The sequence below is a fragment of the Proteus sp. fly-1089 genome, from assembly GCF_040138965.1.
In the GTDB taxonomy this organism is placed as follows: domain Bacteria; phylum Pseudomonadota; class Gammaproteobacteria; order Enterobacterales; family Enterobacteriaceae; genus Proteus; species Proteus vulgaris_B.
In genome coordinates this window covers 106,308-124,359 of sequence record NZ_JBEETS010000008.1, presented here as the reverse complement: position 1 = coordinate 124,359, position 18,052 = coordinate 106,308, and the positions used below count along the sequence as shown (strand labels likewise).

18 protein-coding genes are annotated in these 18,052 nt (G+C 38.4%); 10 read left to right on the top strand and 8 right to left on the bottom strand.

The window, feature by feature from the left end; translation table 11 throughout:
• The first annotated feature begins 31 nt into the window (after positions 1–31).
• From ABN080_RS16040 to trmL, 4 genes are all read left to right on the top strand, one after another.
• Positions 32–949, top strand: a complete 918-nt coding sequence (locus ABN080_RS16040) for a polysaccharide pyruvyl transferase family protein (protein WP_349441505.1) — start codon at positions 32–34, stop codon at positions 947–949.
• On the top strand, positions 942–2,000 hold the full coding sequence (locus ABN080_RS16035; RefSeq protein ID WP_349441504.1) for a glycosyltransferase family 4 protein: 1,059 nt from the start codon (positions 942–944) through the stop codon (positions 1,998–2,000). Before ABN080_RS16040 ends, ABN080_RS16035 begins: the two co-directional genes overlap by 8 nt.
• 65 nt (positions 2,001–2,065) lie before the next feature.
• Entirely contained in the window at positions 2,066–3,232 is a 1,167-nt protein-coding gene (locus ABN080_RS16030; RefSeq protein ID WP_072070439.1) for a nucleotide sugar dehydrogenase, read from the top strand.
• 11 nt (positions 3,233–3,243) lie between these two features.
• The gene (gene trmL, locus ABN080_RS16025) at positions 3,244–3,747 is read left to right on the top strand and encodes a tRNA (uridine(34)/cytosine(34)/5-carboxymethylaminomethyluridine(34)-2'-O)-methyltransferase TrmL (protein WP_036933349.1); all 504 of its coding nucleotides are present in this window, start codon (positions 3,244–3,246) and stop codon (positions 3,745–3,747) included.
• 67 nt (positions 3,748–3,814) lie between these two features.
• Here trmL and ABN080_RS16020 read toward each other — a convergent pair whose 3' ends face one another.
• From ABN080_RS16020 to ABN080_RS16000, 5 genes are all read right to left on the bottom strand, one after another.
• Positions 3,815–4,375, bottom strand: a complete 561-nt coding sequence (locus tag ABN080_RS16020) for a serine acetyltransferase (protein ID WP_349439601.1) — start codon at positions 4,373–4,375, stop codon at positions 3,815–3,817.
• On the bottom strand, positions 4,375–5,196 hold the full coding sequence (gene cysE / locus ABN080_RS16015) for a serine O-acetyltransferase (protein WP_196554624.1): 822 nt from the start codon (positions 5,194–5,196) through the stop codon (positions 4,375–4,377). The genes ABN080_RS16020 and cysE overlap by 1 nt, the downstream gene beginning before the upstream one ends.
• A gap of 98 nt (positions 5,197–5,294) precedes the next feature.
• Entirely contained in the window at positions 5,295–6,311 is a 1,017-nt protein-coding gene (gpsA, locus tag ABN080_RS16010; RefSeq protein ID WP_023583407.1) for an NAD(P)H-dependent glycerol-3-phosphate dehydrogenase, read from the bottom strand.
• Positions 6,311–6,781, bottom strand: coding sequence for a protein-export chaperone SecB (gene secB, locus ABN080_RS16005; protein ID WP_006534205.1), 471 nt, complete (start codon positions 6,779–6,781; stop codon positions 6,311–6,313). Before secB ends, gpsA begins: the two co-directional genes overlap by 1 nt.
• 69 nt (positions 6,782–6,850) lie before the next feature.
• Positions 6,851–7,288, bottom strand: coding sequence for a rhodanese-like domain-containing protein (locus ABN080_RS16000; protein ID WP_023583406.1), 438 nt, complete (start codon positions 7,286–7,288; stop codon positions 6,851–6,853).
• Positions 7,289–7,641: 353 nt separating this feature from the next.
• Between ABN080_RS16000 and rimO the strand changes: the two genes are divergently transcribed.
• The 3 genes from rimO (at position 7,642) to ABN080_RS15985 (ending at position 11,446) form a co-directional block, all read left to right on the top strand.
• Positions 7,642–8,970: a 30S ribosomal protein S12 methylthiotransferase RimO gene (gene rimO, locus ABN080_RS15995; protein WP_072070442.1), complete on the top strand. Its 1,329-nt coding sequence runs from the start codon at positions 7,642–7,644 to the stop codon at positions 8,968–8,970.
• A gap of 215 nt (positions 8,971–9,185) precedes the next feature.
• Positions 9,186–10,478: a murein hydrolase activator EnvC gene (gene envC, locus ABN080_RS15990; RefSeq protein WP_197269697.1), complete on the top strand. Its 1,293-nt coding sequence runs from the start codon at positions 9,186–9,188 to the stop codon at positions 10,476–10,478.
• A 2-nt stretch (positions 10,479–10,480) separates the two neighbouring features.
• Positions 10,481–11,446 carry a divergent polysaccharide deacetylase family protein gene (locus tag ABN080_RS15985; RefSeq protein ID WP_349439600.1) on the top strand — a complete coding sequence of 322 codons (966 nt, stop codon included), beginning with the start codon at positions 10,481–10,483 and terminating at the stop codon, positions 11,444–11,446.
• 51 nt (positions 11,447–11,497) lie between these two features.
• Here ABN080_RS15985 and tdh read toward each other — a convergent pair whose 3' ends face one another.
• A complete protein-coding gene (gene tdh, locus ABN080_RS15980; RefSeq protein ID WP_023583402.1) occupies positions 11,498–12,523 on the bottom strand; it encodes an L-threonine 3-dehydrogenase in 1,026 nt (341 codons plus the stop codon).
• A 9-nt stretch (positions 12,524–12,532) separates the two neighbouring features.
• Entirely contained in the window at positions 12,533–13,732 is a 1,200-nt protein-coding gene (kbl, locus tag ABN080_RS15975) for a glycine C-acetyltransferase (RefSeq protein ID WP_349441503.1), read from the bottom strand.
• Between the two features lie 270 nt (positions 13,733–14,002).
• Between kbl and rfaD the strand changes: the two genes are divergently transcribed.
• From rfaD to rfaC, 3 genes are read left to right on the top strand one after another with little or no spacing between them, the layout of a single operon-like run.
• The gene (gene rfaD, locus ABN080_RS15970) at positions 14,003–14,941 is read left to right on the top strand and encodes an ADP-glyceromanno-heptose 6-epimerase (RefSeq protein ID WP_072070447.1); all 939 of its coding nucleotides are present in this window, start codon (positions 14,003–14,005) and stop codon (positions 14,939–14,941) included.
• A gap of 9 nt (positions 14,942–14,950) precedes the next feature.
• Positions 14,951–16,000 carry an ADP-heptose--LPS heptosyltransferase RfaF gene (rfaF, locus tag ABN080_RS15965; RefSeq protein ID WP_349441502.1) on the top strand — a complete coding sequence of 350 codons (1,050 nt, stop codon included), beginning with the start codon at positions 14,951–14,953 and terminating at the stop codon, positions 15,998–16,000.
• A complete protein-coding gene (gene rfaC, locus ABN080_RS15960; protein WP_349441501.1) occupies positions 15,997–16,956 on the top strand; it encodes a lipopolysaccharide heptosyltransferase RfaC in 960 nt (319 codons plus the stop codon). The genes rfaF and rfaC overlap by 4 nt, the downstream gene beginning before the upstream one ends.
• Positions 16,957–16,977: 21 nt before the next feature.
• Here the strand turns inward: rfaC and ABN080_RS15955 are convergent, their stop codons facing one another.
• Entirely contained in the window at positions 16,978–18,051 is a 1,074-nt protein-coding gene (locus tag ABN080_RS15955) for a glycosyltransferase family 9 protein (protein WP_349441499.1), read from the bottom strand.
• Between the last annotated feature and the right edge of the window lies 1 nt (position 18,052).

The window sequence follows — 18,052 nt, the reverse complement described above, 5'->3', positions numbered from 1 at the left end:
AATAGGTATTTTAGATACAAGCATTTGCTCTATGAATGTTGGTGATTTTATTATAATGGATTCATGCTATAAAGTGATATCTGAATTATTCCCAAATGCTCAAAAAATTCATTTTCCTACGCATGAGAGAATAACTAGAGTCGGTCTAAAAAGACAAAAAGAAATCGGATTAAATTTTTTATGTGGCACTAATTGCCTTAATTCATCAATGCTTTTACATAGACAATGGAATGTTGGATACTTAAACTCAATATTAATGAAACCCGTTATATCTCTCGGTGTAGGTTGGGGAAACTATCAAAATTCTCCAGATTTCTATACAAAAACATTACTAAAGAAAATATTTTCCAATCAACATTTATTATCAGTAAGAGATAGCTATACAGAGGAAAAATTTAAGCAAATCGGTTTAAACAATGTTATAAATACATCATGCTCAACTATGTGGACATTAACTCCAGAGCATTGTCAATTAATTCCAAAAAATAAGGCTGACGATGTTGTATTTACTTTAACAGATTATAGAAAAAATAAAGAATTTGACCTAACTTTAATTAAATCATTAAAAAATGCATACAAAAATGTGTATTTCTGGGCTCAAGGCTCCCAAGATTACAACTATTTTATGAGTTTTAATAATGAAATAAATAATATAAATGTAATACCAGCTAATTTAAAATCTTTTGATTATATTCTTGATAATCATAGATCTTTAGATTTTATTGGTACTAGACTTCATGCCGGAATTAGAGCCTTACAAAAAGGTAAAAGAACTACTATAATTTCAGTTGATAACAGAGCTGAAGAAAAAAAGAAAGATTTCAATTTAAATGTAATACCTAGAGATTGGGATATATCTAACTATATAGATTTCTTTAATAATCCTTATACTACTGATATTAAAATCCCATTAGAAAATATTACTAAGTGGAGATCTCAATTTGAATAAAATAAATATTCTCTTTGTTATATCCTCTCTAGAAAAGGGTGGTCCTGTAAATCAGTTATATGAGCTACTATCAAAAATAAATGAAAATAACTTCAATATAATAGTACTTTCCTTATCCAATTTTGAGAAAGAAAGATCAAGATATAATGATTTTCTAAAATTAAATATAGAATTAATATCATTTAATTATGATGGATATAACTTTTTCAAGATAAATTCCGCACTCAAAAACATTATGTTACATAAAAATGTCGATGTGGTTATTTCTCAAGGATTCAGATCTGATATTTCGTTACCTAAACTAGTAAACCTGAAAAAAATATCTATTCTTCATAACTATATATATCCTGACTACAGATATGAATACGGATTAGTTAAATCGATAATAATGTCATTACTTCATATTTATGCATTAAAAAAAGTAGACACAGTAATTTCTGTATCTCAAAGTGTTAGTGAATATATAAAATTAAAGTATAATTTAGCTTCAAAGTACATTAGAAATGGCGTAAAAGAAAAAAAAATAAATCTATTTAATGAAAAAAAAACCATCAACTTAGTTTATGTAGGTAACTTAGATAAAAGAAAAAATGTTAACGCCCTTTTAAAATCATTTAATATGCTAGATGGTAATTTCAAGTTGCGTATTATAGGCTCAGGTCCAGAAGAAGAAATATTAAGAAAAAAATACTCATTTAATAGTAAAATTATCTTTGAAGGTTATAGTAATCATGTAGATGATATTCTATCTGAATCAGATATTTTTATATCTGCATCTACTTTTGAAGGATTACCAATGGCAGTATTAGAGGCTTTATCTATTGGAATTCCTTGCATTTTATCTGACATCCCCCCTCATAATGAAATTATTAATTTAAATAAATGTTTCGGTGAGATTTATAATTTTAATGAAGATAATAACCTCGATGAAAAAATTAGTTCTTGTATAAAAAAAGATAGTCAAGATATTCATAACAACTTTATAAAATACTTATCATCTAGCCGAATGGCGAAAGAATATGTAGATATAATAAAAAATAAATTTGATTAAGATATAATTAAGTTAAAAAATCTCATCTATATTATGTTTATATAAAGGCTTAGATAAGAGAAACTATGAAAATCACCATCTCCGGTACCGGCTATGTCGGTCTATCTAACGGAATACTTCTTTCCCAAAACAACAAAGTTGTTGCGTTAGATATCAATAAAGAAAAAGTTGAATTACTGAACAAAAAAATATCTCCAATTACAGACAAAGAAATTGAAGAGTTTTTAGCAACCAAAGAGCTCGACTTTACAGCAACATTAGATAAAGAATTCGCTTATAAAGATGCTGAGTTCGTTATCATTGCAACCCCAACCGATTACGATCCTAAAACAAACTACTTCAATACCTCTTCTGTAGAGTCTGTGATCCGTGATGTTTTAGAATATAATCCAAACACGACAATGATTATTAAATCAACCATTCCTGTTGGTTTTACAAAAGAAATGAGAGAAAAATATAATACGAATAATATTATCTTTTCTCCTGAATTCTTACGTGAAGGTCGTGCGCTTTACGATAACTTATACCCTTCTCGTATTGTGATTGGTGAACAATCAGAAAGAGCACAAAAATTTGCGGACCTTTTACAACAAGGCGCATTAAAGAAAGATATTGATGTTCTTTTTACAGACTCAACAGAAGCAGAAGCAATTAAATTATTCGCAAACACTTATTTAGCGCTACGTGTTGCTTACTTTAATGAATTAGATAGCTATGCCGAATCTTATGGTCTGAACTCAAAACAAATTATTGAGGGTGTCTGCTTAGATCCTCGTATCGGTAATCATTACAATAACCCATCATTCGGTTATGGCGGTTACTGCTTACCAAAAGACACTAAACAACTTTTAGCAAACTACGACTCTGTTCCTAATAATATTATTAGTGCAATCGTAGAAGCTAACCGCACACGTAAAGACTTTATTGCAGACTCTATTATTGCAAAATCACCAAAAGTCGTCGGTGTGTATCGTTTAATTATGAAGTCGGGTTCTGATAATTTCCGTTCTTCTTCTATCCAAGGCATTATGAAACGTATTAAGGCCAAAGGGATTGAAGTGGTAATTTATGAGCCAGAGATGAAAGAAGAAACTTTCTTTAACTCAAGATTAGTTCGTGATTTAAATGAGTTTAAATCAATCTCTGATGTGATTATTACAAACAGAATGGCATCTGCACTAAACGATGTTGAAGAAAAAGTTTATACTCGTGATCTCTTTGGTAACGATTAAACCTATTTTTTATGCTCAATATCGTCTTATTTGAACCCGAAATTCCACCGAATACGGGTAATATTATCCGCCTGTGTGCTAACACAGGCTTTCATCTTCATTTGATCCAACCTTTGGGTTTTACTTGGGATGATAAACGCCTACGTCGTGCAGGGCTTGATTATCGTGAATTTGCTGATATTAAACAGCATCATGATTACTATGCTTTTTTAGAAAGTGAAGGTTTAAACCCAGATAATGCACAATCACCGACAGGTGCGCGTGTATTTGCGTTAACAACAAAAGGCACACCAGCACATAGCAATGTGAGCTATCAAGATGGAGATTATCTCCTTTTTGGACCTGAAACCCGTGGGTTACCGCCTTATGTATTGGATAATATGCCAACACAGCAGAAAATCAGAGTTCCAATGCTTGCTGATAGTCGCAGTATGAACCTATCAAACACCGTTGCCGTTGTGGTTTTTGAGGCATGGCGTCAACTCGGTTATCCTGGTGCATTGCTAAGAGACTGAAATTAAAAAGCGCTGATCATAAATAATGACTAGCGCTTTTTTTATTTCAAACAGCTAAAAATTTAATTTATGACTCTGATAATTGTCTGATTTCGGCAACAACTTTTGTAATATACCGACACTCTTCTCCCACATCCTTTAATACTAATGCGTGAGCACCAATTACTGCATTATCACCAATCTCTATCTCACCACCGATAATCGAAGAATTACAACCAATATAAACATGGTTGCCAACTCGAATATCTGCTTTGCCATCCTTTTCTTTTACTCCAATGGTCACACCTTGCATTAAGGTTACGTTCTCACCTAATTGGCAGTAATTAGTCAGTACAATCCCGATTGGATGTGGTAACGAAAGGCCTTTACCTATGCGAGTTCTTAATGAGATATCGTTACAATATTTACGATTGTTTTTAGCACCAATACGAATGCCTAATTTTTTAAGAAAACGATTTTTAGAAAAATAAAAGAATTGGGCGACACGCCACCAAAATAGGTAACGTGAACGTTGGCAAAAAAAGACACGGTGAAAAAGACGTATCCAACTAAAAGGCTTGTTATCGCCAATATACTCGGCGTGTAAGCAAGCCTTAAGTTCAGAAAGTGTAACTTCTGCTAATGCCATTAAATGCCATCACCACATTCAAAACCCGGCACCACACCATTAAAGTGTTGATCCATATCGAATGAAGGCTTGTCACTGGTAGGTTTACCGACAATGCGAGCAGGAACGCCAGCAACGGTAGTGTGTGCAGGAACTTCATGTAAAACGACTGATCCCGCACCAATTTTGGCACCGCGACCAATCTCAATATTACCAAGGATTTTAGCACCCGCACCAATCATCACACCTTCACGGACTTTAGGGTGACGATCTCCCCCTGTTTTGCCTGTCCCGCCTAAAGTGACAGACTGTAGGATTGAGACATCGTTCTCAACAACTGCTGTTTCACCAATCACAATACCTGTTGCGTGATCAAGCATAATACCGTGGCCAATGCGCGCAGCAGGGTGAATATCGACACCAAAGGTCACAGAAATTTGATTTTGCAGATAAACAGCAAGGGCTTTGCGATCTTGGTTCCACAACCAGTGAGCTATACGATAAGCTTGTAAGGCATGAAAGCCTTTTAAATAAAGCAGTGGTGTTGAGTATTTATCAACAGCCGGATCACGCAAGCGAACCGCTGAAATATCATAAGCAGCACATTCAATCATCGAGGCATCGCTACGATATGCTTCTTCAACAATTTCACGAACAGCAATCGCAGGCATAGTCTGAGTCGCTAATTTATTCGCCAGCATATAACTTAAGGCACTACCTAAGTTTTCATGCTTGAGTAATGTCGCATGGAAGAAGCTCGCCAAAATAGGCTCACAATCCGCCAAACATTTAGCTTCACCTTTAATATGATCCCAGACTTTTTTTAGTTCTTCTAGCGACATGCTCACTCTCATTCTTTTACATTGAAGCCTAAGTAAAAACTTAGGCTTCTTATGTTTAAAACCAAAACTGATGCCTTAAGCAACTATCTAAAATAGACTTAGAATAGATTACTGTCTATCTCATCTTTAGTGGCTCTACCTAATAAAGATAATGCCGCTTCTTTCGCGTCTTTATGTTGATATAAAATTTGGTAGATCTGCTCAGTAATAGGCATTTCAACACCAACTTGTTCTGCTAATGCGCGGACTTCCTTGGTATTGCGATAGCCCTCAACTACTTGACCTATTTTTTCTTGTGCCGTATCAACATCAAGCCCTTGACCTAACATCATGCCAAACCGACGATTACGAGATTGGTTATCGGTACAGGTTAAAACTAAATCCCCCAACCCCGCCATTCCCATAAACGTTGCGGCATCTGCACCTAATGCTTTACCTAAACGACTCATTTCAGCAAGGCCACGAGTAATTAGTGCTGTACGTGCGTTCGCACCAAACCCCATACCATCAGACATACCTGCGCCAATAGCAATCACGTTTTTTACCGCGCCACCTAATTGCACACCGATAAAGTCAGGATTTTTATACACACGAAAACTTTTACCACAATGGAACAACTGTTGTAACTCTTCAGAAAAGGTGTTGTCCGTTGATGCAACAGAAATCGCAGTAGGCAGACCTGCAGCAAGTTCTTTGGCAAAAGTAGGGCCAGATAAAACTGCAAGCGGGATTTCATTACCTAATACTTCACGCGCTACATCTTGCAATAAGCGACCAGTATGAGCCTCAAGTCCTTTTGTCGCCCAAACAACACGTGCATCCTGACGTAAAAAGGGTTTGATCTGCTGTAATACGTCACCAAAAACATGGCTTGGGATCACAACCAGAATATTACGGCTGGCTTCAATGGCTTTTTGCAAAGAAGCTTCCATGTATAAACTATCAGGAAAGGAAACATCGGGCAGAAATGCCTGATTACAGCGTGCTTGTTCTAACGCCGCAACATGCTCAGGATCATGACCCCAAAGCACAACATCATGGCCATTGCGCGCTAAGGTAATCGCTAAAGCGGTGCCGTATGAACCGGCACCGATAACTGTCATAGAAGCGTTCATTAAGCTTCTTCAGCCCCTTCATTAGCAGCATCAGTTTGTTGCTGTTGTAAATAGTTCATAAACAACGCATCAAAGTTAACTGGTGCTAAGTTCAGTTGTGGGAAAGTACCACGGCTGACTAAGTTAGTGATACATTCACGAGCATAAGGGAACAGAACGTTAGGGCAATATGCACCTAAGCAATGTGCTAATTGAGTGCCTTCAATGCCTTCAACAGTGAAGATACCTGCTTGTTGCACTTCACACAGGAATGCAGTCTCGTTATCCATAGTTGCAGTTACTGTGACACGCAAAATAACTTCATACACGTTTTCAGCTAAAGTATTAGAAGATGTATCTAGATCTAATTTAACTTCTGGTTGCCACTCTTTTTGGAAAACTTGTGGAGCATTAGGCGCTTCAAAAGAGATATCTTTTGTATAAATACGCTGAATTTGAAAAGTCATCTCTTGGTTTTGCTGTTCTGACATAATAATCTTACCTTTTTATATCCTTATTAATTGAATAGCAGTAAGTATAGAACTCAATCTGCTCGCTCGTTATTTTTTACCCTTAGCCAGTGGTAAATTTTCACCACTCCAGCCTGAAAGACCATCTTTTAAGATAAAGACTTTTTCAAAACCGAGTTTAATTAGGCTTTCAGCAGGTTTTGCACCTTCAATGCCTGACGGTGATACAACAATAACTGGCTGTGATTTATATTTCTCCAGCTCAGCAATATTATTATTTTTGATTTCAGAAGGCGTTAAATTGATAGAATCAATGATGTGTCCTTTACGGAATTCATCACGGCTACGGATATCAACACATACCGCATTCTCTTTATTTATCAAAGAAATCGCTTCTGTACGGGAAATATTTTTCGTCTTAGAAAAAAGCCCTTTAAAGGTCAATACAATGACCGCCACCAGCAGCGCAACCCAAACAAAACTTAACAGGGTGTGCCGGTTGAAAAATTGCATTACTTCTTGCAGCATAGGATGCAATCACTCTCGTTAGTTAAAAATAGTATCAAAGAGCCAAAGTATACCTTTGTCATGGCGCAATTACAGCCTATTCCTGCGTTTCTCTTTCAGTTTTTGCGGAAAGTTTCTCAACAATCATTTTTTTTATTGACGGATTTATGTACCATTAGCACCGGATTTATGAAAAATGATGAATTAAAAAGGTCACCCCTTTTTACTCTACAAGATCCCTCTTCAGGCAAGCTATTAATAAATCAGCATCCCTTATAATGGCTATTTACGTAGAAATTGCCCTTTGCGTAAAATTCATACCTGTCTGAGAAACAACAATCTGTTATTTATTTAAAAGTATTGAGAACACGAGCATGTCGCAAACAAATCAAGTGCCTAAAATTGGATTCGTTTCATTAGGTTGTCCTAAAAATTTAGTGGACTCTGAACGTATCCTAACCGAACTGCGCACAGAAGGTTATCAAGTTGTTCCTACCTATAATGATGCTGATTTAGTCATCGTCAACACCTGTGGGTTTATTGACAGCGCAGTACAAGAATCACTAGAAGCAATTGGTGAAGCACTCGATGAAAACGGTAAAGTCATTGTTACCGGTTGTTTAGGTGCAAAAGAGAATCAAATTCGTGAAGTGCACCCAAAGGTACTCGAAATCACAGGGCCTCATAGTTATGAACAAGTTTTATCACATATTCATCACTATGTGCCAAAACCTGATCACAACCCTTTTATCAGCCTTGTACCCGAACAAGGTGTCAAGTTAACACCTCGCCATTACGCCTATTTGAAAATTTCTGAAGGTTGTAATCATCGTTGTACGTTCTGCATCATCCCATCCATGCGTGGTGATTTAGATAGTCGCCCAATTGGTGAAGTATTAAATGAAGCCAAAAGATTAGTCAACGCAGGGGTAAAAGAATTACTGGTTATCTCACAAGATACGTCTGCTTATGGTGTTGATACTAAGCACCAAACAGGGTTTTGGGATGGAATGCCAGTTAAAACCAGTATGGTGAGTTTATGCGAACAGCTCGCAAAATTAGGGATTTGGGTTCGCTTGCATTATGTTTACCCATACCCACATGTTGATGATGTTATTCCTTTAATGGCTGAAGGCAAAATTTTGCCTTATTTAGATATTCCATTACAGCACGCAAGCCCGAAAGTTTTAAAACTAATGAAGCGCCCTGGCTCCGTTGAGCGCACCTTAGAGCGTGTAAAACGCTGGCGTGAAATTTGTCCTGAATTAACCTTACGTTCTACTTTTATTGTTGGTTTTCCGGGTGAAACAGAAGAAGATTTCCAAATGTTATTGGATTTTCTCACCGAAGCACGTTTAGATCGTGTAGGTTGCTTTAAATACAGCCCTGTTGATGGCGCGAAAGCGAATGAATTAGCCGATCAAGTACCTGAAGAAGTAAAAGAAGAACGCTATCACCGTTTTATGAAACTACAACAACAAATTTCGACTGAACGCTTACAAGAGAAAATTGGCAAAGTGCTACTTGTGATGATTGATGAAGTCGATGAAGAAGGCGCTATTGGTCGAAGTATGGCTGATGCACCTGAAATTGATGGTGCAGTTTACCTTAACGAGCAGTTTGATGTAGAGCCAGGACAAATCGTTCGTGTTCTTATTGAACACGCAGATGAATATGACCTTTGGGGTACTATCGTCGAATAATTTCTCTCGTGAACAGCGTGATATTTTATTGCGCTGTCACACTGATTGCCTCTTTTTTCCTCTCTCCTTCTATTATTGCTTTATAATCTCTTATTAATTGAATAGATTACCTGTTAGGTATTATCTGAAATTTCGGCTTTATTTCATGTTAGCTGGTCAGTTGTTTTGTGGCATGAAATAATCTTACAAACTGTTATGAAAGGTACGTTGGTCAGATGGCAGAGAAAATGGATCTTCAAAAAAAAACACATCAGTCTTATCGTGTATTTTCTTTACCGTTAATCACGTTGCTTATTAGTACCACTCTATTTTCAGCCACTCCTGTTTTTGCCAATTCATTAACAGATAATCGCAATCAACTAAAAGATCTACAAACCACGATTGCGGAAAAAGAAAAACAAGTTCAAGAACAACAAAAACAACGAACTGCACTTCTTAATCAATTAAAAACACAAGAGACACAAATCTCTAATGCAGGTCGTTCAGTGCATGAAACTCAAAGTCGCTTACAAACTTTAGGTAAAGAGATCAAAACAATTACCGCGAATATTGCACGCCTACAAAAACAATATCATTCACAACAAGCGTTATTAGCCCGTCAAATGGACGCCGCTTATCGTCAGGGTAAACACCAAGGTATTGAACTCTTATTTCGTGGTGAAGAGGGTCAGCGTGAAGAGCGTATTTTGGCATATTACAGCTATATCAATGATGCACGAAAAGAGACAATGGCCGAACTGGCTCAAACATCAAAAGAACTGGAAGCGGAAAAAACCGCGCAGCAAGCAAAACAAAACGAACAAAAACAAGTCTTAACTAAACAGCAGCAAGAAAAACAAAAGCTTGATAACGCATTAGCGGCTCGACAAAAAACACTAACTCAACTTGAATCCACCTTAAAAGCGGATCAGAAAAACTTAGCCACTATGCGAGCTAACGAAGCCCAATTAAGAAATAAAATCGCACAAGCAGAGCGAGAAGCTAAAGCCCGCGCAGAGCGAGAGGCTCGAGAGGCTGCCCGCATTGCCGCTAAACAACGTGAAGCCCAACAGCGAGGTTCAACCTATAAACCAACGGCTGAAGAGCAATCATTGATGTCACGTACAGGTGGTTTAGGCAAACCCGCAGGACAAGCAATTTGGCCAATTAGAGGCTCTTTATTACACCGTTTTGGTGAATCTATTTCTGGCTCTGGTGAATTGCGTTGGAAAGGAATTGTTATACCTGCAGCCCAAGGCACTGAGGTAAAAGCGATTGCTGATGGTCGTGTATTACTTGCAGATTGGCTTCAAGGTTATGGTTTGGTTGTCGTGGTTGAACACGGAAAAGGTGATATGAGCCTTTACGGTTATAACCAAAGTGCTTTAGTAAATGTCGGTCAGCAAGTAAAAGCAGGCCAATCTATTGCTTTAGTCGGTAATAGTGGTGGACAAGAGCGTTCAGCACTCTATTTTGAAATTAGACGTCAAGGAAAAGCAGTGAACCCTGTCCCTTGGCTTGGGAGGTAGGTTTGAAATTACTTGGCACATTACAACGCAAGAGTGCTTTTTTACTTAGTTTAATGTTGCTAAGTCTGGTTGTGAGTACACCTGCATTTGCGGCCAAATTAGCCATTGTGATTGATGATTTTGGTTATCGTAAAAAAGAAGATAACCAAATTTTACAACTTCCAACTGCGGTTTCTATTGCCATTTTGCCTGACTCACCTCATGGTAAAGAAGTGGCGAATAAAGCCCATGCACAAGGGCGGGAAATTCTCATCCATATGCCCATGGCTCCTATCAGTAAACAGCCTTTAGAGCGTGATACCCTAAAACCGTCAATGGATCAGGCTGAAATTAATCGCATTATTCAACATGCTATTAATAATGTGCCTTACGCCGTCGGTATGAATAACCATATGGGCAGTGCAATGACATCAGATAGACAAGCGATGGATAGAGTCATTAAAGCGCTTAATCACTCAAACCTCTATTTTTTAGATAGCGTAACCATTGGTAATACACAAGCTGCTATTGCAGCTAAAGCCGCGGGTGTTCCCTCTTTGCGTCGTCATGTTTTTCTCGATAACGTGCAAACAGAAGCTGAGACTCGCCAACAACTTGCTCGTGCAATTGCTTTAGCGCGAAAAAATGGCTCAGCCATCGCTATTGGACACCCTCATCCTTCTACCGTCAGAGCATTGCAACAACAACTGCCTTTACTCCCAGCGGATATTCAACTAGTCGCACCAAGTAGTCTATTAAAACCACAAATAGAAAAACCAGCACAGCCCGAACCACCAAAAGTTGTACCACCTACAGAACAACCGCAAGAGCCAAAACCTGCCACATGGTTAAAACCCGCACAAGATGCGATTATTTCGATGAAGAAAAGTACGCTGATTAATACGTTATCCAATGGATTTGGCTCATCAGAAAAAAAGAATTTACCCAACCCACCTAATCCTAATTCAATGGGTGAAATTGAAAAGTAATGCAATAAAAAAGAGCCTTGAAAGGCTCTTTTTTGGCTTAATAAGCACTCATTACTGCCAATCTAAAATCACTTTACCTGATTGACCTGAACGCATGATATCAAAGCCTTTTTGGAATTCATCAATTGGGAATTGGTGGGTAATAATCGGAGAGAGATCAAGACCAGACTGGATAAGCGCGGCCATTTTGTACCACGTCTCAAACATTTCACGACCATAGATACCTTTAATAAACAGCCCCTTAAAGATAACTTGTCCCCAATCAATTGCCATATCCGAAGGTGGAATACCTAAAAGGGCAATACGGCCACCATGATTCATAGTGTTAAGCATAGTACGAAACGCTGGAGGTGCCCCAGACATCTCTAATCCCACATCAAAACCTTCTGTCATGCCTAATTCTTTCATAACATCGATTAGGTTTTCTTTGCTAACATTAACAGCTCGGGTAACACCCATTTTTTTCGCGAGATCAAGACGATATTCATTAACATCAGTGATCACCACATGGCGAGCACCTACATGTTTACAAATTGCAGCAGCCATAATTCCAATGGGGCCAGCGCCAGAAACCAGCACATCTTCACCCACTAAATCAAAAGATAATGCGGTATGTACAGCATTACCAAAAGGATCAAAAATAGCGGCTAATTCATCAGGAATGTTGTCTGGAATTTTAAACGCATTAAAAGCTGGAATAACCAGATATTCAGCGAAGCAGCCTGGACGGTTTACACCAACACCAATAGTATTACGGCATAAATGAGTGCGACCACCACGACAATTACGACAATGCCCACAAGTGATATGCCCTTCACCCGAGACACGATCACCAATATTAAAGCCTTTAACTTCTTGCCCTATCGCAACAATCTCACCGATATATTCATGGCCAACGACCATAGGCACAGGAATTGTTTTTTGTGACCACTCGTCCCAGTTATAAATATGAACATCAGTGCCACAAATCGCTGTTTTACGAATTTTGATCATCACATCGTTATGACCAAGTTCAGGTACTGGAACATCGGTCATCCAAATACCTTCTTGTGCTTTTAATTTTGACAATGCTTTCATATGGGAGCCTTATGCAATCACATTAAGTTGTTTACCAATTTTAATAAATGCTGCCACTGCCCGTTCAATTTGCTCTGGAGTATGTGCAGCCGACATTTGCGTACGTATACGTGCTTGCCCTTGTGGTACAACAGGATAGAAGAACCCTGTGACATAAATTCCTTCATCAAGTAAACGAGTTGCAAATTCTTGCGCTAATTTAGCTTCACCTAACATCACTGGAATAATCGCGTGATCGGCACCTGCCAATGTAAAACCTGCGGCACTCATTTTTTCACGGAAAAGTGAGGCATTGCGCCATAAACGATCACGAATTTCATCACCTGATTTCAACATCTCTAATACGGCAATAGAGGCTGAAACAATGGCAGGTGCTAATGAATTGGAGAATAAATAAGGGCGAGAACGTTGACGTAACCACTCGACCACTTCTTTACGAGCCGCTGTATAACCACCAGAGGCACCACCTAGCGCTTTACCTAAAGTGCCTGTGATAATGTCAACTCTCCCCATTACATCGCAATATTCATGAGTTCCCCGACCTTGCGCTCCCACAAAACCCACGGCATGAGAATCATCAACCATCACTAATGCACCAAATTCATCTGCTAAATCACAAATAGATTTGAGATTGGCGATCACGCCATCCATTGAAAACACACCATCAGTTGCGATCATGATATGGCGAGCATTATCTGCTTTGGCTTTTTCGAGTTGTATGCGCAGTTCTGCCATATCGTTATTGGCATAGCGATAGCGTTTGGCTTTGCATAAACGCACACCATCAATAATAGACGCATGGTTTAAGGCATCAGAAATAATGGCATCTTCTGGGCCCATTAGTGTTTCAAATAGTCCACCATTGGCATCAAAGCAAGATGAATACAAAATGGCATCTTCCATACCCAAAAATTCAGCAATTTTATTTTCTAATGTTTTATGTGAATCTTGAGTACCACAAATAAAACGGACAGATGCCATACCAAACCCGTGGCTATCCATACCTGCTTTTGCGGCTTCAATCAGCTTGGGATGATTTGCTAAACCTAGATAGTTGTTAGCACAGAAGTTAATAACATGGCTTCCGTCAGCAACGGCGATATCAGCACTTTGTGAAGAGGTGATGATGCGCTCATTTTTAAAGAGGCCATCTTGACGAGTTTGTTCGAGTTGTTGATTAATTTGTTGATAAAATGCGGGAGTAGACATACTTTCTCCTAAGACAGCAAGCTGAAAAGCGAAACATAAATATTTTGACTATAATATAGTCAGCTTTGTTTCTTATTCTATGCCTTTGTTCTATTAAAAACGACAAATGTAAATAAATAATGTTATTTATGTAATTAAGATCACTAATACACACTGCATTTTTTGAGAATTTCAGTCTGTTGTTCCGTGATGAATACTACCGTTAACGCTGTTCAGTGTTATTATAGACCTAGAGCTAATTTTAAGATTTTTATATGAAGGGGTAGCCACATGATTATCGTCACGGGCGGTGCAGGTTTTATCGGCAGCAATATTGTTAAAGCGTTAAATGATGAAGGTTATACCGATATTTTGGTTGTTGATAACCTCAAAGATGGCACCAAATTCGTTAATTTAGTTGATCTCAATATCACTGATTATATGGATAAGGAAGATTTTATTGCGAGTGTTGTTGCTGGTGATGATTTTGGTGATATCGATGCTGTTTTCCATGAAGGTGCTTGCTCTTCTACCACTGAGTGGGATGGCAAATATATGATGGATAACAACTATCAATATTCTAAAGAGCTACTTCATTTTTGTCTTGAGCGCCAAATTCCTTTCTTATATGCCTCTTCTGCTGCAACTTATGGCGGTCGCACTGATAATTTTATCGAAGAGAGAAAATATGAAGCACCTTTAAATGTCTACGGTTATTCAAAATTCTTATTTGATGAATATGTACGCCAGATTTTACCTGAAGCAGATTCGATGATTTGTGGCTTCCGTTATTTTAATGTTTATGGCCCACGTGAAGGTCATAAAGGCGGTATGGCAAGTGTCGCATTCCATTTAAATAACCAAGTCAATGCCGGTCAAAATCCCAAATTATTCGAAGGTAGTGAAACCTTCCAACGTGACTTTATTTATGTTGGCGATGTGGCAGCGGTTAATTTATGGTTCTGGCGTAATAATGTATCCGGTATTTTTAACTGTGGTACGGGTCGAGCTGAATCATTCCAAGCTGTTGCCGATGCCGTTATTGCTCATCATAAAGATAAAGATCTCTCTATTGAACATATTGAATTCCCTGAGAAATTGAAAGGTCGTTACCAAGCATTTACTCAAGCTGATCTAACAAATTTACGTAAAGCAGGTTATTCCGCACCTTTTAAAACAGTTGCCGAAGGTGTAGAGCTTTATATGCAATGGTTAAATCAAGGTAAGTAATCACTGTTTATGAAAATCTTTGTGGTAGGGCCGTCATGGGTCGGGGATATGATGATGTCCCAAAGTCTTTATCGTACATTGAAAGCATTACATCCGGCGGCAACCATTGATGTAATGGCACCTGCATGGTGTCGTCCATTACTCGAAAAAATGCCAGAAGTTGATAATGCAATCCCAATGCCATTAGGGCACGGTGCTTTAGCCATTGGTGAACGTCGTCGTTTAGGAAAACAATTAAGAGAGAATGGTTATACTCACGCTTATGTATTACCCAACTCGTTTAAGTCTGCATTAGTCCCTTTCTTTGCAGATATTCCTAAACGTACTGGATGGCGTGGGGAAATGCGTTATGGGTTATTAAATGATTTACGACCTTTAGACAAAGACGCATTTCCTTTAATGGTTGAACGCTACGTTGCGCTAGCTTATGACAAGCAAAAAGTCCAAAAAGCGACAGATTTACCTCAACCTCTGCTTTGGCCTAAGTTATCAGTAGCCGAGAGTGATATCTCTACCACATTGCATCAATTTTCATTATCTACTCAGCGTCCTGCTATTGGTTTTTGCCCAGGCGCTGAATTTGGCCCTGCTAAACGTTGGCCTCATTACCATTACGCAGCTTTAGCACAGAAACTGATTGAGCAAGGTTATCAAATCTTCTTATTTGGTTCTCAAAAAGATAAAGAAGCAGGCGAAGAGATAAAACAAACCTTAACGCCAGAAGCACGTGAAGCGTGTTTTAATCTTGCTGGCGAAACCAGTCTTGAACAGGCGGTTAATTTAATTGCCTCTTGTAAAGCAGTCGTCAGTAATGACTCTGGTTTAATGCACATTGCTGCTGCGTTAGAACGTCCGTTAGTAGCGCTTTATGGCCCAAGTAGCCCTGATTTTACGCCACCGTTATCACATAAAGCGCGCGTGATCCGTTTAATTACTGGTTATCACAAAGTACGTAAAGGGGATGCAGAACAAGGCTATCACCAAAGCTTAATTGATATTCAGCCAGAAAAAGTCTTTGCAGAGCTTGAAAATTTACTGTCAACGGAGCCATCAGCGTGAAGCGGGTATTAATCGTTAAAACCTCTTCTATGGGGGATGTTTTACATACGTTGCCTGCATTAACTGATGCAATAAATGTTTATCCTGATATTCGTTTTGATTGGGTAGTCGAAGAAGGTTTTGCACAGATCCCTAGCTGGCACCAAGCCGTTGATACGGTTATTCCTGTGGCGATACGCCGTTGGCGAAAAAACTGGTTTAGTGCGCCTATTCGCGCAGAGCGCGCACAATTTCGTCGCACTATTCAAGCTCATCATTATGATGCCGTTATTGATGCACAAGGATTACTGAAAAGTGCATTCTTAGTGACTCGATACGCCAAAGGAATAAAACATGGTTATTCCCGCCAATGTGCCCGTGAGCCATTAGCTAGCTTTTTTTACAACGTTCGCCATGACGTCAGTAAAAAAATGCATGCCGTTGAGCGAATTCGCCAGCTATTTGCACTAAGCTTAAATTATCCGATCCCACAATCTCAGGGTGATTATGGGATTGCACAGCATTTTCTCTCACTTCCATCCTTTGATGAACGCCCTTATTTGGTATTCTTGCATGCAACTACGCGTGATGAGAAACATTGGCCAGAATCCCATTGGAGAGAATTAATCGCCTTACTCGCAGATTCTGGAGTACGCATTAAATTGCCTTGGGGTGCAGAGCATGAACACCAACGAGCCATTCGCCTAGCAAAAGATTTTGACTACGTTGATGTGCTGCCAAAAATGTCGCTAGCCCAAGTGGCTCAGGTTATTGCTGGTGCTAAAAGTGTGGTGTCTGTCGATACCGGATTAAGCCATTTAACGGCCGCATTAGATAAACCCAATATCACCCTATTTGGCCCCACCGATCCCGGTTTAATCGGCGGTTATGGTAAAGCCCAAACGGCTATAAAAGCAGAAGGCGGGGATATTGGGGAGATAAGTGCACAACAAGTTATTAATATTCTCAATATTTAGCCTTATAAGCCCTAAAAGTTATTAGTCTTTTAGGGCTTTATTAACCGCACTAAAGACTTCATCAACCATAATAAGATCCATTGATGCTTGTATTCCCTCATCTGGGTTAGGTTTCTTATTGATAATGGTATGCAAATGAAGATCTTGATAAGGCCCTGTCCATTTAGGGTTTGCTGTCGCAAATAAACTTACTGTTGGGCGTTGTAGTGTGATCGCTAAATGCAGAGGCCCAGTATCTCCTGTGACTAATACATCCATTATTTTTATCTGACTTAGCAAATCAGGTAATGAAGTTTTGCCTACTAGGTTTTCAATATTGTGAAGATATTTTTCTGGCAATAATGCAAAAAAATCCTCGGGCAATTCTAATTCTCGAGGAGATCCTATTAATTTAATTTGTACTGATGGTTTACTATCAATAAGCTTTTGCGCTAATTCAACAAAATATTTTACTGGCCATCGACGCTCTTGCGTTGATGCTCCCATCTGAAAACCAACAATATTCCCTTCATTTTTGGTTAATGGTTTTATTTCACACGGAAGTTCCATTCTTGTATCAGTACTATCGATCCCTAAATAACGAATAAGATTAAGTTTACTCTGAATAACATGGCCTCCTGCTGGATAATGATCAGCAATAATCCATTTTTGAAACCATTTAGGAATAATATCTGATGTATTACGTAGTATATACTGACAACCTGCCATAACAGCAAATAACACATCATAAGGGAGATGAGAATGAAGAATAACCGCTAATTCGGGTTTATATTTTTTTGCCTGTAATGCAATAGGGAGTAGATTTCTAATTTTATTATCCCAATAAACCACACTGTCTATTTGGTCATAGTTTTCAACTAATAATCTATTTTTTTCGCTGGAAACCAATGTGATATGTGCATCAGGATAATGTGCACGAATAGCTCTTATCGCGGGAGTATTAAACATAAAATCCCCCAGTGCTGTCGTAGAAAAAATAAGAATACTATTAAATTGAATATCAGATGAAAATGCATCTGTTTTTTTCATCTTTCCTAAAAGTGGGTTATAAATATTTAGGAAGTTATGTACCCATTTTAATTTCTTTAACTTCATC